The sequence below is a fragment of the Nocardia sp. IFM 10818 genome (genome assembly GCF_054655275.1).
On record NZ_BAAHJH010000001.1, the window covers coordinates 442,699 to 459,155 of the forward strand.

A 16,457-nucleotide genomic window follows, 5' to 3' on the forward strand; every position below is an offset into this window, starting at 1 on the left:
CGGCCATGGATCGGCCACTGCTCGAAGTCCGTGATCTCAACGTGTGTTTCACCTCCGAGGGCAAGCAGACCCCGGCGGTGCGCGGCGTGGATCTGACGGTGTACCCCGGCCAGACCGTGGCCATCGTCGGCGAATCCGGCTCCGGCAAATCGACCACGGCGCACGCCGTCGTCGACCTGCTGCCCGGCACCGGGAAGATCACCTCAGGCTCCATCTGTTTCGACGGCAAGGATCTGGCCAAGGCCTCCAAGCACGAGATCGTCGCGGTGCGCGGGCGCGGCATCGGCTTCGTGCCACAGGACCCCATGTCGAACCTGAACCCGGTGTGGAAGGTCGGGTTCCAGATTCGGGAAACCTTGGAGGCCAATGGGATCGCCAAAGGTCAAGCGGCCAGGAAGCGCACCATCGAACTGCTCGAAGAGGCGGGCATGTCCGATGCGGCGCGGCGGGTGAACCAGTATCCGCACGAGTTCTCCGGCGGTATGCGCCAGCGCGCGCTCATCGCCATGGGCCTGTCCTGCCGGCCGAAACTGCTCATTGCCGACGAGCCCACCTCGGCGCTCGACGTCACCGTGCAGCGGCAGATCCTGGACCATCTGCAAGGGCTCACCCGGGAACTCGGCACCGCGGTCCTGCTCATCACCCACGATCTGGGTCTGGCGGCCGAACGCGCCGAGCACCTGGTGGTGATGTACCGCGGCAAGGTCGTGGAATCCGGTCCGGCACTGCGGATTCTGCGCGACCCGCAGCATCTGTACACCAAGAAGCTGGTGAACTCCGCGCCCTCGCTGGCCTCCCAGCGGCTGTCCTCGGTCCGCAAGCGCGCCGAGGTGCGCGAGCAGGCCGAGCGCATGGCCGGGCAGCTCATCGAGGCCGATACCGGATTCACCGAGACGCCCGACGATGTGGTGATCGCCGACAAGCTCACCCGGGTGTTCCAGGTGCGCGGCAGCACCCCGTGGAAGTCCACCCCGCTCAAAGCCGTGGACGAAGTGTCCTTCCGGGTGCGGCGCGGCACCACCACCGCCATCGTGGGCGAATCCGGCTCGGGCAAATCCACTGTGGCGCAAATGGTCCTGGGCCTGCTGGAGCCGACCTCCGGCCGGGTGAACTTCGACGGCCAAGAGGTGGCGAAGCTGAAGGGCAAGGCCGCCTTGGCCTTCCGGCGGCGAGTGCAACCGGTGTTCCAGGATCCCTACGGCTCCCTGGATCCCATGTACTCGATCTACCGCACCATCGAGGAGCCGCTGCGCACCCACGGCATCGGCACCACCAAGGAACGCGAGGCCACCGTCCGGGATCTGCTGGACAAGGTGTCGCTGCCCGCCTCGATCATGCGCCGCTACCCCAACGAGCTGTCCGGCGGCCAGCGCCAGCGCGTCGCCATCGCGCGGGCCCTGGCCCTGCAGCCCGAGGTGGTGGTGTGCGACGAGGCGGTCTCCGCCCTCGACGTGCTGGTGCAGGCCCAGATCCTCACCCTGCTCAACGAGCTGCAAGCCGAGCTGGGCCTGTCCTACCTGTTCATCACCCACGATCTGGCCGTGGTCCGCCAGATCGCCGACAATGTCGTGGTCATGCAACAGGGCAAGGTCGTCGAAGCCGCGGCCACCACCGAGGTCTTCGACAACCCGCAGCAGGACTACACCCGCAAACTGCTCGACGCCATCCCCGGTCGCGACCTGCTCGCCTCCTGAGGACTGCCACCCGCCGCGCCGGATCTCTCACACCGCGCGCGGCGGGCGGTGGTCGGCTCGTGCGGTGGGCCGGTGGTCGGCCGCGTGCGGCGGGTGACAACCACACTGCATGGCGGGCGGCGGCTGTCCCCACCCCCCCGGCTCGGTAGCCTCCTATTTCGTGACCGACCCGCTACAGCCCCTCGTCGACCTGCCCGGCGTCCGCGAAGCCGCCGACAAGGCCCGCGACGCCCTCGCCGAAGTGCACCGGCACAAGACGAACCGCCGCGGCTGGCCGACCACCGCCGCCGAGGCCGCCGTCCGCGCGGCCCGCTCCTCCGCGGCCATCGAGGGCGGCACCATCGACATCCCCGCCGACGGCGTGGTCGAAGACCCCATCCTCGCCGGCGCCCTCCGCGTCGGCCAGGCCCTCGACGGCGAAGCCCTCACCAACCTCGTCACCGTCTGGCAGCGCGCCCCCCTCCAGGCGCTGGCCCGCCTCCACCTCCTCGCCGCCGCCGACCTCGTCGACGACGAACAACAACTGGGCCGCCCCCGCAACGTCCCCGGCGTAGCCGAACGCCTCGACCTGCTGGCCCAAACGGTCGTCACCACCAAGGCCCCCGCCCCCGTAATCGCCGCCGTAGTCCACGGCGAACTCCTCGCCCTACGCCCCTTCGGCACCGCCGACGGCATAGTCGCCCGCGCCGCCTCCCGCCTGGTCTCCGTATCCAGCGGCCTGGATCCCCACAGCCTCGGCGTCCCCGAAGTCTTCTGGCTCCGCCGCCGCCAGCCCTACCTCGATGCCGCCGCCGCCTTCGGCATGGGCACCCCGGAAGGCGTCGGCGGCTGGGTGATCTTCACCTGCGGCGCTTTGGAAGACGGCGCCCGCGAAGCCAAGTCGATCGCCGACGCGGCGGTTGGGTAAATACCCCTGAACTACTCGAAACCCTGTGCACCGGTTCGAGGCGCGCAGTCGCCATATCAACCGGGGGGTCGGCACCCCTTGACGGTGGGCGAGTTCGGGCGGGTCGTCGAGAGTCGGCGGGGCTCGCGTAGGGCCGGCGAGAGTCCGCGGGGGTTTGGGGGCGGAGCTCCCAAGGGAGTCGTTGGGGGTTCGGGGGCGAAGCCCCTGAGAGTTACGAGAGTTGTTCTCATCAAAGCGGGCGGCGTTGCCGCATATGCGACCTCACCGCCCGCTAGCACGGACTACCCGGTTACCAAGCGTGCTTATCGGGTTGTGTCTACGGCCTCGGCGAGCTCTCCACGTTCCGCCGGTTCATCCCCGCGATCTACGCGAGGCCCTTGCCGTCGAATCCGCGGATAACGCAGGCCCACAACACTCATGCCCTTGTCGCGGCGTGCTCCGCGTGGGTGCCTGGTGTCCGTGCTGGGAAGGGTGGGTCGGGAGATGGGATCTTCTCTTCCGATCCGATCTTGGCCTTCCGTCCTTCCGTGAATCCATTGTTACTCTGTGACCGCCCCCACATCAAGAGCTGGGGAAACTTTCCAATATCCGGCGTGTTCGCGTGATTTTGCATCCGCGCGTTTCGCCGGTGAGAGCCGCGGCGCATCACCGCTTGCGGCGTAGCAGGCGGTAGCTCAACGCCCCCGCCGCCACCGCCCCCAGCCCCACCGCCACGCTCGCCGCGACCGTCGTGGTCGAGGGCTGCGGCAATCGCGCCCACAGCGACACCGGGTTGGAGAAGGTGAGAATCGGCCACCCGCGCGCCACCGCCTCCCGGCGCAGCGCCCGGTCCGGATTCACCGCCGTGGGATGCCCGACCGCGCTCAGCATGGGCAGATCGGTGACCGAGTCCGAATACGCGTAGCAGCGCGCGAGCTCGTATCCCTCGCGCGCGGCGAGCTTTTGGATCGCCTCGACCTTGCCCTCGCCGTAGCAGTAGAACTCGACTTCGCCTGCGTACTTGTTGTTTTCGATGACCATGCGGGTGGCGGCGAAGTGATCGGCGCCCAGCGCGGCCGCGATCGGCGCCACCACCTCCTCGCCCGAGGCCGACACGATGACCACGTCGTGGCCCCGAATCCGGTGGTCCGCAATGAGATCCGCGGCTTCGGCGTAGATGAGCGGGTCCACGATGTCGTGCAGCGTCTCGTTCACCACCGAGCGCACCTGGTCCACATCCCAGCCCGCGCACATCTTGGTGAGGTGCTCGCGCATGCGATCCATCTGGTCGTGGTCGGCACCGGAGAGCAGGAACAGGAAGTGCGCGTAACTGCTTTCGAGCACCGCGCGCCGGCTCAGCAGGCCCTGGTCCATCAACGGCTTGCTGAACACGAAGGCGCTGGACCTCGCGATCACCGTCTTGTCGAGATCGAAGAAGGCGGCGACTCGTCCGCGTTCGGCCGTCATGGGCTCCAGAATATGTTTCGCCGGCCGGGGAGGTGTGTCATGGGGCAATTGCCCGAGTTAGCCAGCCGGAAACCGGGTCGGATAGGCGGGAAAAAGACTCGCCCGGCGGACTTGCAAACGTGCCAGGGCTTGGGTGTAGTATCGCAGATACCTGGACATGGTCCAGGCGCGTTCAGCCCGACCCCCCGGGGCTGAACCCGACGGCCCCAGCCTCCTCCCCCCCCGGCTGGGGCCGTCCTCTATTTCCGGACAGTTCCGGCACACCCCACTCGCCGCTTTTTTATCCACAGGTCGCGTGTTGTCCACACTCGCCGCGGAGCCGCTGTCGCCGGTCTGCGCGGAGGGCGACGCTGACCTGTATGAATTCCGATGCCACCGGCCCGGCCCGGGCCCTCGCCCTGCTCTCCGACCCCCGGTTGCGCGATGAGGTGCGCCGCATCGCGGCGGCCGCCGACCGTCCCCTCGACGAGGGCGTCCCACCCCCGGGCCGGCATGCCTGGACCACCGCCGCGGCGGTCATCCTGGACACCCCCGCGGCACTGGCCTGTGCGAATGCCGATCACCCGCGCCGTGCCGGAATTCTCCTGGTGACCGAGGGTGAACCGGGTTTGCTCGACTGGCAGGCGGCCACCGCGGCCGGCGCCGAGCAGGTGCTCGCCCTGCCCGCCGCGGCCGACGCCCTGATCGCCGCGTTCGCCGCCTGTGACCAGCGCGGACGCGGTGACGGCGCGGTGGTCGCGGTGGCCGGCGCCTGCGGCCGCTCGGGCGCGTCCACCCTGGCCTCGGCCGTAGCCCTCACGGCCGCTGGGCATTTCCGCGAACGCACCCTGCTGGTGGATGCGGCCCCGTTCGGCGGTGGGCTCGAGCTGCTGCTGGGGATGGAGAACACGCCGGGCCTGCGCTGGCCCGACCTCGTGATCGAGGACGGGCGGATCGCCGCGTCCGCCCTGCACGAGGCGCTGCCCGCATCCGGCGGGGTATCCCTGCTCTCCTGCGGAAGGGGCGCCCGCGCAACGGAACTCGTGCCCGCCGCGGTGCGGGCCGTGGTCGAGGCGGGCCGATCCGCCGGGGATCTCGTGGTCTGTGATCTGTCCAGCGAACGCGGCCCGCACGCCGATCAGATCCTGGATGCGGCCGATGCCGTCATCCTGGTGGTCCCCGCCCGCTTCCGCGCGGTGGCGGCCGCCGAATCCGTGGCAGCGCACACGGTCGCTCGAAATCCCAATGTGCACTTGATTGTTCGCGGCCCCGCCCCCGGCGGCCTGCGCGGTGACGAGGTGGCCCAGGTGCTGGGTCTCCCGCTGCTCGCCTCGGTCCCGCCTCAGCCGCGCCTGTCCGAGCGCCTGGAACACACCGGCCTCACCGTCCGCCGCCGCGGCCCGCTCCGTCTCGCCGCGGAAGCCGTCCTCGCCGCACTGAGCGCGGCCGGCGAGCCGCGCTCGCGCGTACCCGCCGCGGCGGCAAGGCGATGAGCGGCCTGGTGACAGCCGAGCTCCTGGAGCGGGTGCGGGAACGGCTGGCCGAATGCGCGCAGGATCCGGAGCCCGCACAGGTGGCCGCCGCCATCCGCGCCGAAGCCGGTGGCGTACTGGGCGATACCGATCTGCTGCGCGCGCTGCGCTTGTTGCAGACCGAGATGACCGGCGCCGGTGCGCTGGAACCGCTCCTGCACGATCCGGAGGTCGCCGATGTCCTCGTCACCGCCCCCGATGCGGTCTGGGTGGACCGCGGCCGTGGCCTGCGCCGCACCTCGGTGCGCTTTCCCGACGAGGCCGCCGTTCGCCGCCTGGCGCAGCGCCTGGCCCTGTCCGCGGGTCGCCGCCTCGACGACGCGCAACCGTGGGTCGACGGCCGCCTCTCCGGAACCGAAGCAGCCCTGGGTAATTCGTTCGGCGTCCGCCTGCACGCCGTGCTCGCGCCCATCGCGCACGGCGGCACCTGCCTGTCGTTGCGGGTCCTGCGCCCCGCCTCCCAGGGCCTGGATGCCTTGGCTGCCGCCGGTGCGGTCACCGTCGAGGCGAAAGCCTTGCTGGAGCGCATAATTCGCGCCCGCCTGGCCTTCCTGGTGGTGGGCGGCACCGGCGCGGGAAAGACAACCCTCTTGTCTGGACTCCTCGCCAAAGTGGATGCGGCCGAACGCATTATCTGTGTCGAAGATGCCGCCGAACTCGCCCCGCCCCATCCCCATGTGGTGCGCCTGGTCGCCCGCCCCGCGAACGTCGAGGGCGCCGGCGCGGTAACGGTCCGCGATCTCGTCCGCCAAGCCCTTCGTATGCGCCCCGACCGCATTGTCGTGGGGGAGGTGCGCGGCGCCGAGGTGGTCGACCTGCTGACGGCCCTGAACACGGGCCACGACGGTGGCGCCGGGACCGTACACGCGAACTCACCTCGAGAGGTTCCCGCCCGCCTGGAAGCCCTTGCGTCCCTGGGCGGAATGAGCCGCGCGGCCCTCCACAGCCAACTAGCCGCGGCCATCCAGGTAGTCCTCCACGTCCACCGCCACCCCGACGGCGCCCGCACCCTCCGCGAAATCGGCCTGGTAACTCGCGCCGCCACCGAAGTCCGCATCACCCCCGCTTGGACCGCCGACGGCCGCCCAGCCCCCGCATCCGGCCTCCTCGCCACCCTCCTCGACGAAAGGACGCACCAATGAAGCCCCCACTCCGCCCGGACGACCCACACCAGATCCCCTGCTGCCCACCCGAAGCCGCCTGCCGCCCTTCCGCCCAACTCTGCACCAGCCTCTTCGGCTGGCGTCACCCCAACTCCTCATCACCCCGCCCCGGTTGGCGAAACATCTGCGCAGGCCCCGCCCCCGAGCCGACAAATTCCGCCAATCGGACACCAGATTCGTCAAGTGACGTAAGTCACCCCATGTTCATACAACTGCAATCTCATCCACGCAAAACCGAATTTCACCCCAACTCTCGGGTCTCCTTGGCCAAACCGGCCGACGAAGCCAGGCCGTCCGGTCCGCCCGTCCGCCAAGCATCCAGCACGCCAGCCGGTTTCGATGGCCGGCACGACCAGGAAAGCAAGCTTCGCCCCGGCTGCACTGAATTGCCGGTTGGTCATGTGCCCTGTGCGGCAGATGAACTCGAAAGGTGCCGGACTCGTCGAGCGGCCGGGCCGGCGCAGGGGGCCGGGCCGAGTCCGTGTTGGACGCTGGTATGCGGGGGTGAGCTGGCTCGTGAGAGCGAAGCGCGTGCCCCGGAGGCGGGTCGGAGGCAATGACATCGGTGCTGGGGCATTCGGAAACGATTCTGGGCTGTCTGGCTCTTGCCCTGTTGGTGGCGCCGGACCCGGCCGCCCGGCGGCGTTTCACTCGGGTGTTCGGGCCGGCTCGGCGTAGCCGAAAGCCTTGGACGTCCTGGTCGATTCGGTCGGGTGCGGTGGTCTTACCGCTCGTCCTCCTGCTGGTCGGCATCGGCCCGCTGATCGCGGCGGCGCTCGTTGCGGGGACGGCTGGACTGCGGTGGCGGCGGCGGACGCTCGAGCGGCGCCGGTCAGTGGAGATCTCGCGACTAGTGGAGGGATTGGAGGCGGTAATCGGGGAGTTGCGGGTCGGTGCGCATCCGAGCGCCGCGGCCGCGGCCGCGGCGCGGGAGACGGGTGGTGAGGTGGCTTGCGCCTTCGCGGTGAGCGCCGCGCGCAGCCGGCTCGGCGGTTCCGGGGCCGAGGGGCTGCGCAGACCGGGAGCGGTTGTCTCGCAGGAGCTGTCACGAATCGCGGACGCTTGGCTGGTGGCCGAACGGCACGGCCTGGCCCTGGCGGAACTGTTGTCGGCGGCGCGGGTGGACTTGGTGGGACGCCGGCGATTTCGCGACCGCACGCAAGCCGGGCTGGCCGGCGCTCGGGCCACGGCTACGGTTCTGGCTGTGCTCCCCGCGCTCGGCATCGGACTGGGGCAGCTGATGGGCGCGGCTCCGCTGCATGTGTTGTTCGCCTCGCCGGTGGGCACATGGCTCCTGCCCTTGGGTGTGGCCCTGGCCTGCACGGGTCTGCTGTGGACCGACGCGATCACCGAGAAGGTCCTGCGATGACCAGAAGGTCCTGCGAGGAGCCGTTTTCAGGTCGCTGGGCGAGTCATGTGGCGAGTCGGCTGTGCCGGGGCGATAAGGCCGGTGTGTGGAAGCGGTTCGGAAGGAGTTGCGGTGAATGGATTCTCGGGGGCCGTGGCTTTGGTCGCGCTGGCGCTGCTGCTCTGGCCGGGGCGCGTGGCCGGTCGGCGGCGGCTGCGGTTGCTTGCGGCGCCCGCCGGTGCCACGCGGGCTCGGTGCGGCGCGGCCGTCGATCCGCTCGGTGCGGCGGGGACGCTCGATCTCTTCGCGGCTTGTCTGCGGGCGGGTCTGCCGACTGCTGCCGCGGCGGGTGCGGTGGCCGCGGGTGCGCCGGAACCATTGCGGTCCGTATTGCGGCGGACGGCGGATCTGCTTGCGCTGGGGGCGGATCCGGTGACGGCGTGGGAGCAGGCGGGGGCGGGGTGTGCGGATGAGGGGGCGGGGGCGCTGGTGCGGATGGCGCGGCGGTCGGCTCGGTCGGGGGCCGGATTGGCCGGGGCGGTGGCGGAATTGGCGGAGCAGCGCCGGGGTGCGGTGGAGGATGCGGCGGCGGCGCGGGCCGAGCGGGCCGGTGTGCTGATTGGGGGACCGCTTGGTTTGTGTTTTCTGCCCGCTTTCGTGTGCCTGGGGATCGTGCCGGTGGTGATCGGCTTGGCCGGGCGGGTGCTCGGCGGGGGGTTGATGTGAATACGACTGTGCCGGTGCGGAACCGCCGCATCGGATTCGAGGAAGGGGAGTCTCGTGGGATCGACGGTGCGAAATCTCGGCTGGGGACTGCGGCGGCGGCTGCTGAGCGCGGCGGTGGGCGAGGACGGGATGAGTACGGCGGAGTACGCGATCGGGACGATTGCCGCGGCGGCCTTCGGGGCCGTGCTGTACGCGGTGGTCACCGGCGACAGCATTGTGAATGCCTTGACCAAGATCATCGACAAGGCCTTGAAGACCCAGGTCGGCTGAGCGCCCGGAGCGAGTGCGGCATGGCGACCGTCGAGGCCGCGCTCGCGCTGGCGGCACTGGTCGCGGTGCTCGTGCTGTGTGCGGGCGCGCTCCTGGCGGCGGCCGCGCAGGTGCGCTGCGTCGACGCCGCCCGGGAGGCCGCGCGGCTGGCCGCGCGGGGCGATGACGCGAGAGCCGTGTCCACGGCCGCGCGGGTGGCCCCGCCGCAGGCCGAGATCACGGTGCGCGCCGATGGTGACCTGGTGGTGGCGGTGGTGAGCGCCCGCTCGCCGCTGCTGCCGCTGACCCTGCGCGCCGAGGCCGTCGCCGCCCGGGAACCCGAGGCGGAGCGATGAGAATCCACGGCGGATCGGAGAATCGGTGGAGGCCGATGAGCCGCCGCCGGCCCGGGGCCTCGCGCGGTCGCGGGGAGGCCGGGGGTGTGACGGTGGCCGCATGCCTGGCCGTCCTCGCGGTGCTGGCGGTGACGCTGCTGGTGGCGCAGGTCGGGGTGGCGGTGGCGGGCCGTCACCGGGCGCAGGCCGCGGCGGATCTGGCGGCGCTGGCGGCGGCGCACGACTTGGTGGGCGGTACGGCGGCGGCCTGTGCGCGGGCCGAGGAGATCGCCGGTCGCATGGCCATGCGGGTGGTCGGCTGCGTCGCGGCGGACTGGGATGTGACGGTCACCGTTGAGGCGCGATTGGCGCTCGGTCCGCTCGGCACTCGAGTCGTGCGCACCATGGCGCGGGCCGGACCGATCGACGATGCGGAGTAGTAGAGGGGAGTAGTCGTTGGCGTAATGGCAATGACGGCCACTATCTCGTACCGAGCGGTTGGTTAGAAATTGGATGGCGCGGGCCACATCAACGGTCGATCGATACCTGAAATGGATGAAAGTCCCGGCCGAAAGGATTGGGTACCGATCACTTTCCAATTCGTTCCGGAAGTCGCATTCGAATGAATTCGCAGGTAAATGCGTAATCGACATTATCGAACGGAGCAACTCTCCAGTTAACAGGATCACATCCCTTTTTATTCGGCTATGCGCTACGCCCTGAGGGGCTCGCAACGAGCCCCTCGAGAACGCCCCCGATACCGTTCAGCTGCCGAGTGCCGACCGCCCGGTCGGATAGAGCTTCGGCCTCGCTCCGGCGACGGCGCGGTCACGGTTCGGCGTGATCGCCGTCACCATCGCCGAGCTCGGCCAGCACCGCCCGCAGCAGGCGCGCCGCCCCCGCCTTGTCCAGCGGACTATTGCCGTTCCCGCACTTCGGGGACTGTACGCAGGAGGGGCAGCCGACCGCGCAGGCGCAGGATTCGATGGCCGCGCGGGTGGCCGCCAGCCAGTGCCGCAGCCGCGCGAACCCGCGCTCGGCGAAGCCCGCCCCGCCCGGGTGCCCGTCGTAGACGAAGACGGTGGGCAGCCCGGTATCCGGGTGCTCGGCCGTCGACACGCCGCCGATATCCCAGCGATCGCAGGTGGCGACCAGCGGCAGCAGGCCGATGGCCGCGTGTTCGGCGGCATGCAGCGCCCCCGCCGCCTGCCGCGCGTCGATTCCCGCGCGCGCCAACAACTCCGGCGTGACGGTGTACAGCACGGCCCGGGTCGGCAGCGTCTGCTCCGGCATGTCGAGGGGCACCATATCGAGCACCTCGCCGCTGGGCAGCCGCCGCAGATACCCCACGACCTGCCGTGTGACCAGCACATTCGCCAGGGCCGCGGTGACCGGTCCGTGCTCGCGCTCGGCGGTGGTGGCCTCGATCTCGATGGAGGTGAGCGCCCGCGCGCTGGTCGTCCAGCCGGGCGTCTCGGCGTGCACCAGCGCCACGCCTTCCTCCAGGTCCAGCTCGTCGACCACATAGCTCTCGCCCTGGTGCAGGTGCACCGCCCCCGGATGCAGGGTGGCCGGGGCGCGCCCGGCGTCGGTGGTGCCCAGCATGCGCCCGGTCTCCACATCGACCACCGCGATGGCGCTGCCGATGCCGCCGCGCACGTCCACCGCATCGTGCGGATGCGCGTCCGCGGTGACGAACCAGCGCGCCGACCCATCGCGGGCGGCGCCGGCCCGCCGCCGGATCACACCCTGTCGCGCCAGGTCGGACAGCAGTTCCCAGGCCCGGAATTCGAGCACTTCGGCATCGGTGAGCGGCTGTTCCATGGCCGCGCACAGCAGGTGCGGGCCGAGCACGTACGGGTTGTGCGGATCGGTGATGCTGGCTTCCAGCGGCCGCCCGAGCAGCGCCTCCGGATGGTGCACCAAGTAGGTGTCCAGCGGGTCGTCACGGGCGATGAGCAGTACCAGCGACCCCTGGGTGCGCCGCCCGGCCCGCCCGGCCTGCTGCCAGAAGGAGGCCACCGTCCCCGGATAGCCCACCACCACGACGGCATCCAGCCCGGCGATGTCCACGCCGAGTTCGAGCGCGTTGGTGGTGGCCGCGCCCAGCAAAGACCCCTCCGACAGCGCGTTCTCCAGTGCGCGCCGGTCCTCGGCGAGGTATCCGGCCCGGTAGGCCGCCACCCGCTCGGGCAGCGCCGGGTCGACCTCGGCCAGCATGCGCCGCGTGTCCATGGCGATGAGCTCCGCGCCGCGCCGGGACCGCACGAAGGTGAGCGTGCGCGCGCCCTCCGCCACCAGCTCGGCCATTACCTGGGCCGCCTCGGCCCCGGCGGTCCGGCGCAGTGGCGCACCGTTTTCCCCGGTCAGGCCCGCGCCGATGAGCGGCGGCTCCCACAGTGCCACCGTCCGCGCCCCCTGCGGCGAGCCGTCCTCGGTGACCGCGGTGCACGGCGCGCCGATGAGCCGGGAAGCGGTGTCGGCGGGTTCGGCGGTGGTCGCCGAGCACAGCACGAATACCGGATCCGCCCCGTACCGCGCGGCGATTCGCCGCAGCCGGCGCAGGACCAGCGCCACATGCGATCCGAAAACCCCACGGTAGGTATGGCATTCATCGACCACGACGTATTTCAATTGCCGCAGCAGCCGTCCCCACCGTTCGTGGCCGCGCAACATGCCCAGATGCAGCATGTCCGGATTGGTGAAAACCCACCGTGCGTTCGATCGCACCCATTGCCTGATCTCGGCGGGCGTATCGCCGTCATAGGGGGCCGGATGAATGCTGCGCAGCGCATCCGCCCCGGTCAGCTCGGTTGCCACGCGCAATTGATCGGCCCCGAGCGCCTTGGTCGGGGAAAGGTACAGCGCGGTGGCCCGCGGATCCGCCTGTAATGCGGTGAGCACGGGCAGTTGATAGGCGAGCGATTTCCCGGATGCGGTGCCGGTCGAGATCACCACGTGCTGCCCGGAAAAGGCCAGGTCGGCGGCGCGGCTCTGATGAATCCAGGGCGCCTCCACCCCGGTGGCGTGCACCGCAGCTATCACGTCCGCGGATATCCATTCGGGCCATTTCGTGACCTGAGCAGCACGTGACGGTAGCTCCGTGACATGGGTGAGGCGGGGGTCACCGGCATCACCCCCGGTTAGGACACGATTCAGCAACGATCTACCGTAGGAGTGGTGGCTTTCCGCGCCCGCGCGGCTCATGGAGTCGGCTGCTTTCATCGGTGCGGCGCCGCGACACGCGCAGGGGGTGCGAAACGTGTGTATGTCCGGTCCTCTACCTGCCATTTCACTACAGAGTAGCGGCCTGGCTCACACCCGGTTTGCCAGATGCTCGCTCTGTTATCTGGAAGCAAACCAACTTCAAGTACGGATTTGGGCATTATGCCCCTCACCTGCGCATTCGCAAGATCAACTTTTTTGCAAATTGTGGGTAACTCAGCTGTTGAATTGCGCGAAGACATGGTTCACTGGTTCCTGGTCGCAAGCTTCTGTGTTCGAGGGAACGGATCCAAAGTCCAAACCATCAGCAGGATCGATGTTGCGAACGGTGTACTAGAGGCTTTCCTGCAGGGGGAACAGAGTACAGCGCTCGGAACGGACCCGGTGGACGAACCTACTTGTCCGCCGTTCCGGTATGGAAAGAGAAGGAACAGAATGGCACAGGGAACTGTGAAGTGGTTCAACGCGGAGAAGGGGTTCGGCTTCATCGCGCCCGAGGACGGCTCCGCTGACGTCTTCGTCCACTACTCCGAGATCCAGGGGACGGGCTTCCGCACCCTCGAGGAGAACCAGAAGGTCGAGTTCGAGGTCGGCCAGGGCACCAAGGGCCCGCAGGCCACCGGTGTTCGCGCGCTCAGCTGAGCGGGCCTACCCACAGGGTTCCGTCCCCCATCGCCTCCGGCGGTGGGGGACGACCCATATCTGGACCCATTACACTCGATCACGACCCGGGGCCATATCGTCGCTGCAACACGAGTGCGGCCAATGCAGACGGTATAAACGTTCCTGGCAGCGATATCTAGTCGCCGCCGCATGCCCCAGCCGCGTTTCGCGCGCACACCAGCGCCGCGCGGATCGACAGGAAAGGTGTGTTCGCCGGTGGCAACACGAGACCGCGGTGCAGCGCCGAACTCCCAGGCAGCGCCCGACCAGGGCCGTTCCCTGCGTCGTCTCGTCATCGTCGAGTCGCCGACCAAGGCCAAGAAGATCGCCCCCTACCTGGGACGCGGTTATGTGGTCGAGGCGTCTGTCGGGCATATCCGGGACCTGCCGCGCGGCGCGGCGGATGTGCCGGCCAAATACAAAGGACAGCAGTGGGCGCGGCTCGGCGTCGACGTCGACAATGATTTCGAGCCCATCTATGTGGTGAGCCCGGATAAGAAGGCGAAGGTCAGCGAGCTCAAGAGCCTGCTCGCCGATGCCGACGAGCTCTATCTCGCCACCGACCCCGACCGCGAGGGTGAGGCCATCGCCTGGCATCTGCTGGAGACGCTGAAGCCGAAGGTGCCGGTCCGGCGCATGGTGTTCCACGAGATCACCGAATCGGCCATCCGGGCCGCGGCCGCCGATACCCGCGAGCTGGATCAGGATCTGGTGGACGCGCAGGAGACCCGGCGCATCCTGGACCGGCTCTACGGCTATGAAGTGTCGCCGGTGCTGTGGAAGAAGGTCATGCCGCGACTGTCGGCCGGCCGGGTGCAGTCGGTGGCGACGCGCGTGATCGTGCAGCGCGAGCGGGAGCGCATGGCGTTCCGGTCCGCGGAGTACTGGGATATCGCGGCCAAGCTGGATGCCGGCGATCAGGGCGAGGGGAATCCGCGGGTCTTCGGGGCGCGGTTGGTGACCGTCGACGGGTCGCGGGTGGCGCAGGGCCGGGATTTCGGTTCCGACGGGCAGTTGAAGTCCGCGGGCGTGACCGTGCTGGACGAGGCGTACGCGCGGCGGCTGGCGGAATCGCTGCACGGGGTGGACCTGGCGGTCTCCTCGGTGGAGTCCAAGCCGTACACCCGCAAGCCGTACGCGCCGTTCATGACGTCGACCCTGCAGCAGGAGGCGGCACGCAAGCTGCGCTTCACCTCCGAGCGCACCATGCGGGTGGCGCAGCGGCTGTACGAGAACGGCTACATCACCTATATGCGTACCGACTCGACCACGCTGTCGGAGTCGGCCATCGCGGCGGCGCGGGCGCAGGCCACGCAGCTCTATGGCGCGGAGTACGTGAGCCCGACCCCGCGGCAGTACACCCGCAAGGTCAAGAACGCGCAGGAGGCGCACGAGGCGATCCGTCCCTCGGGCGACACCTTCCAGACGCCGGGCCAGCTGCACGCGCGGCTGGACAATGACGAATTCCGTTTGTACGAGCTGATCTGGCAGCGCACGGTGGCCTCGCAGATGGCCGATGCGCGCGGCACCACCATGACGGTGCGGATCACCGGTGTGGCGAATACCGGTGAGGAGTGCGTGTTCTCGGCGTCCGGCCGGACCATCACCTTCGCGGGCTTCCTGAAGGCCTATGTCGAGAGCGTGGACGAGGAGGCGGGCGGCCAGTCCGACGATGCCGAATCGCGGCTGCCGGCGCTGTCGGAAGGGCAGGGCGTCACCGCGGTCGAGCTGCTGCCGGATGGGCACACCACCAATCCGCCGGCGCGCTTCACCGAAGCCTCGCTGATCAAGACCCTGGAAGAGCTCGGCATCGGGCGTCCGTCCACCTACTCCTCGATCATCAAGACGATTCTGGATCGCGGGTACGTGTACAAGCGCGGTAGCGCGCTGGTGCCGTCCTGGGTGGCGTTCGCGGTGGTCGGGCTGCTGGAGGCGCACTTCGGGCGGCTGGTGGACTTCGACTTCACCGCGGCCATGGAAGACGATCTGGACGCCATTGCCGGTGGGCGCGAGCAGCGCGGTAACTGGTTGTCCTCCTTCTATTTCGGCGGTGATCACGGTGCCGAGGGTTCGGTCGCGCGCTCGGGCGGCCTGAAAAGGATGGTGGGCGAGCGGCTCGACGGCATCGATGCGCGAGAAGTCAACTCCATCAAGCTTTTCAGCGATGACGAGGGTCGCGATGTGGTGGTGCGGGTCGGCAAGTTCGGGCCGTATCTGGAGCGCATGGTCGTCAATCCCGATGACCCGGACGGTGATCCGGTCTCGCAGCGCGCCAATCTGCCCGATGATCTGCCGCCGGACGAGCTGACCCCGGAGGTCGCGGAGAAGCTGTTCGCGACGCCGCAGGAGGGCCGCTCGCTGGGCGTGGATCCCGAGAGCGGCAATGAAATCGTCGCCAAGGAAGGGCGTTTCGGGCCGTACGTCACCGAGGTGCTGCCCGCGCCGCCGGAGGAGGACGGGGCCAAGAAGGGTGCGAAGAAGGCGGATGCGCCCAAGCCGCGCACCGGCTCGCTGTTCAAATCCATGAGCCTGGACAGCATTACGCTCGACGACGCGCTCAAGCTGCTGTCGCTGCCGCGCGTGGTGGGCGTGGATCCGGAGTCCAATGCCGAGATCACCGCGCAGAACGGCCGGTACGGGCCGTATCTGAAGAAGGGCACCGATTCGCGGTCGCTGACCAGTGAGGATCAGATCTTCACGGTCACGCTGGAGGAGGCGCTCAAGATCTACGCCGAGCCCAAGCGGCGCGGCGGGCAGGCGGCCAGTGCGCCGCCGCTGCGCGAGCTGGGCGTGGATCCGGTGTCGGAGAAGCCGATGGTGATCAAGGACGGCCGGTTCGGGCCGTACGTCACCGACGGTGAGACCAATGCCAGCCTGCGCAAGGGTGATGAGGTGGAGTCCATCACCGATGCGCGCGCCTCGGAGCTGCTGGCGGATCGGCGGGCCCGCGGTCCGGTGAAGAAGGCGGCCAAGAAGACCGCCGCCAAGAAGGCGCCGGCGAAGAAGGCGGCCGCCAAGAAGGCCGCGGCCAAGACCACCACCAAGGTGGTCAAGAAGGCGGCGGCGAAGAAGGCGGCGGCCAAGACGGCCGATGGCGTCACCACCAAGAAGGCTGCGGCCGCCAAGAAGACAGCGGCCTCGCAGTCCTGATCAACGGCTATTTCCTGTCGGTGTCCTGCCGTAGCGTGTG

At 69.4% G+C, this 16,457-nt stretch carries 13 protein-coding genes; 11 read left to right on the forward strand and 2 right to left on the reverse strand.

Annotation, left to right across the window (positions count from 1 at the left end):
• Positions 1-5: 5 nt before the first annotated feature.
• Positions 6-1,694 (forward strand): ABC transporter ATP-binding protein, encoded by a 1,689-nt coding sequence (locus ACYQ5L_RS02030; protein WP_459955114.1) that lies wholly within the window; start codon positions 6-8, stop codon positions 1,692-1,694.
• 160 nt (positions 1,695-1,854) lie between these two features.
• Positions 1,855-2,601: a Fic family protein gene (locus ACYQ5L_RS02035; protein ID WP_459955115.1), complete on the forward strand. Its 747-nt coding sequence runs from the start codon at positions 1,855-1,857 to the stop codon at positions 2,599-2,601.
• A 645-nt stretch (positions 2,602-3,246) separates the two neighbouring features.
• Here the strand turns inward: ACYQ5L_RS02035 and ACYQ5L_RS02040 are convergent.
• Entirely contained in the window at positions 3,247-4,047 is an 801-nt protein-coding gene (locus tag ACYQ5L_RS02040) for an HAD family hydrolase (protein ID WP_459955116.1), read from the reverse strand.
• Between the two features lie 359 nt (positions 4,048-4,406).
• Between ACYQ5L_RS02040 and ssd the strand changes: the two genes are divergently transcribed.
• The 7 genes from ssd to ACYQ5L_RS02075 all read left to right on the forward strand — a co-directional run bounded on the left by ssd (position 4,407) and on the right by ACYQ5L_RS02075 (position 9,819).
• A complete protein-coding gene (gene ssd / locus ACYQ5L_RS02045) occupies positions 4,407-5,519 on the forward strand; it encodes a septum site-determining protein Ssd (protein ID WP_459955117.1) in 1,113 nt (370 codons plus the stop codon).
• On the forward strand, positions 5,516-6,700 hold the full coding sequence (locus ACYQ5L_RS02050; protein WP_459955118.1) for a TadA family conjugal transfer-associated ATPase: 1,185 nt from the start codon (positions 5,516-5,518) through the stop codon (positions 6,698-6,700). Before ssd ends, ACYQ5L_RS02050 begins: the two co-directional genes overlap by 4 nt.
• 577 nt (positions 6,701-7,277) lie before the next feature.
• A complete protein-coding gene (locus tag ACYQ5L_RS02055; protein ID WP_459955119.1) occupies positions 7,278-8,090 on the forward strand; it encodes a type II secretion system F family protein in 813 nt (270 codons plus the stop codon).
• A gap of 111 nt (positions 8,091-8,201) precedes the next feature.
• A complete protein-coding gene (locus ACYQ5L_RS02060) occupies positions 8,202-8,795 on the forward strand; it encodes a type II secretion system F family protein (protein WP_459955120.1) in 594 nt (197 codons plus the stop codon).
• Between the two features lie 66 nt (positions 8,796-8,861).
• Positions 8,862-9,065, forward strand: a complete 204-nt coding sequence (locus ACYQ5L_RS02065) for a DUF4244 domain-containing protein (RefSeq protein ID WP_459963296.1) — start codon at positions 8,862-8,864, stop codon at positions 9,063-9,065.
• 20 nt (positions 9,066-9,085) lie between these two features.
• Positions 9,086-9,400 carry a TadE family type IV pilus minor pilin gene (locus tag ACYQ5L_RS02070; RefSeq protein WP_459955121.1) on the forward strand — a complete coding sequence of 105 codons (315 nt, stop codon included), beginning with the start codon at positions 9,086-9,088 and terminating at the stop codon, positions 9,398-9,400.
• Positions 9,401-9,486: 86 nt separating this feature from the next.
• Positions 9,487-9,819, forward strand: coding sequence for an Rv3654c family TadE-like protein (locus ACYQ5L_RS02075; protein ID WP_459955123.1), 333 nt, complete (start codon positions 9,487-9,489; stop codon positions 9,817-9,819).
• Positions 9,820-10,207: 388 nt separating this feature from the next.
• On the opposite strand, the gene ACYQ5L_RS02080 is transcribed toward ACYQ5L_RS02075, so the two are convergent.
• Positions 10,208-12,586 (reverse strand): DEAD/DEAH box helicase, encoded by a 2,379-nt coding sequence (locus tag ACYQ5L_RS02080; RefSeq protein WP_459963297.1) that lies wholly within the window; start codon positions 12,584-12,586, stop codon positions 10,208-10,210.
• Positions 12,587-13,039: 453 nt separating this feature from the next.
• Here ACYQ5L_RS02080 and ACYQ5L_RS02085 point away from each other — a divergent pair, with 453 nt between their 5' ends.
• Positions 13,040-13,246, forward strand: coding sequence for a cold-shock protein (locus tag ACYQ5L_RS02085; protein WP_019044597.1), 207 nt, complete (start codon positions 13,040-13,042; stop codon positions 13,244-13,246).
• Between the two features lie 237 nt (positions 13,247-13,483).
• Positions 13,484-16,417, forward strand: a complete 2,934-nt coding sequence (topA, locus tag ACYQ5L_RS02090; RefSeq protein WP_459955124.1) for a type I DNA topoisomerase — start codon at positions 13,484-13,486, stop codon at positions 16,415-16,417.
• The last annotated feature ends 40 nt before the right edge of the window (positions 16,418-16,457 follow it).

Bases quoted from the DNA above. Each gene is read 5' to 3' on its own strand.
- ACYQ5L_RS02085 (WP_019044597.1), top strand. From the start codon at position 13,040: ATGGCACAGGGAACTGTGAAGTGGTTCAACGCGGAGAAGGGGTTCGGC.
- ssd (WP_459955117.1), top strand. From the start codon at position 4,407: ATGAATTCCGATGCCACCGGCCCGGCCCGGGCCCTCGCCCTGCTCTCC.
- ACYQ5L_RS02030 (WP_459955114.1), top strand. From the start codon at position 6: ATGGATCGGCCACTGCTCGAAGTCCGTGATCTCAACGTGTGTTTCACC.
- ACYQ5L_RS02070 (WP_459955121.1), top strand. From the start codon at position 9,086: ATGGCGACCGTCGAGGCCGCGCTCGCGCTGGCGGCACTGGTCGCGGTG.
- ACYQ5L_RS02080 (WP_459963297.1), bottom strand. From the start codon at position 12,586: ATGAGCCGCGCGGGCGCGGAAAGCCACCACTCCTACGGTAGATCGTTG.
- ACYQ5L_RS02050 (WP_459955118.1), top strand. From the start codon at position 5,516: ATGAGCGGCCTGGTGACAGCCGAGCTCCTGGAGCGGGTGCGGGAACGG.
- ACYQ5L_RS02040 (WP_459955116.1), bottom strand. From the start codon at position 4,047: ATGACGGCCGAACGCGGACGAGTCGCCGCCTTCTTCGATCTCGACAAG.
- ACYQ5L_RS02055 (WP_459955119.1), top strand. From the start codon at position 7,278: ATGACATCGGTGCTGGGGCATTCGGAAACGATTCTGGGCTGTCTGGCT.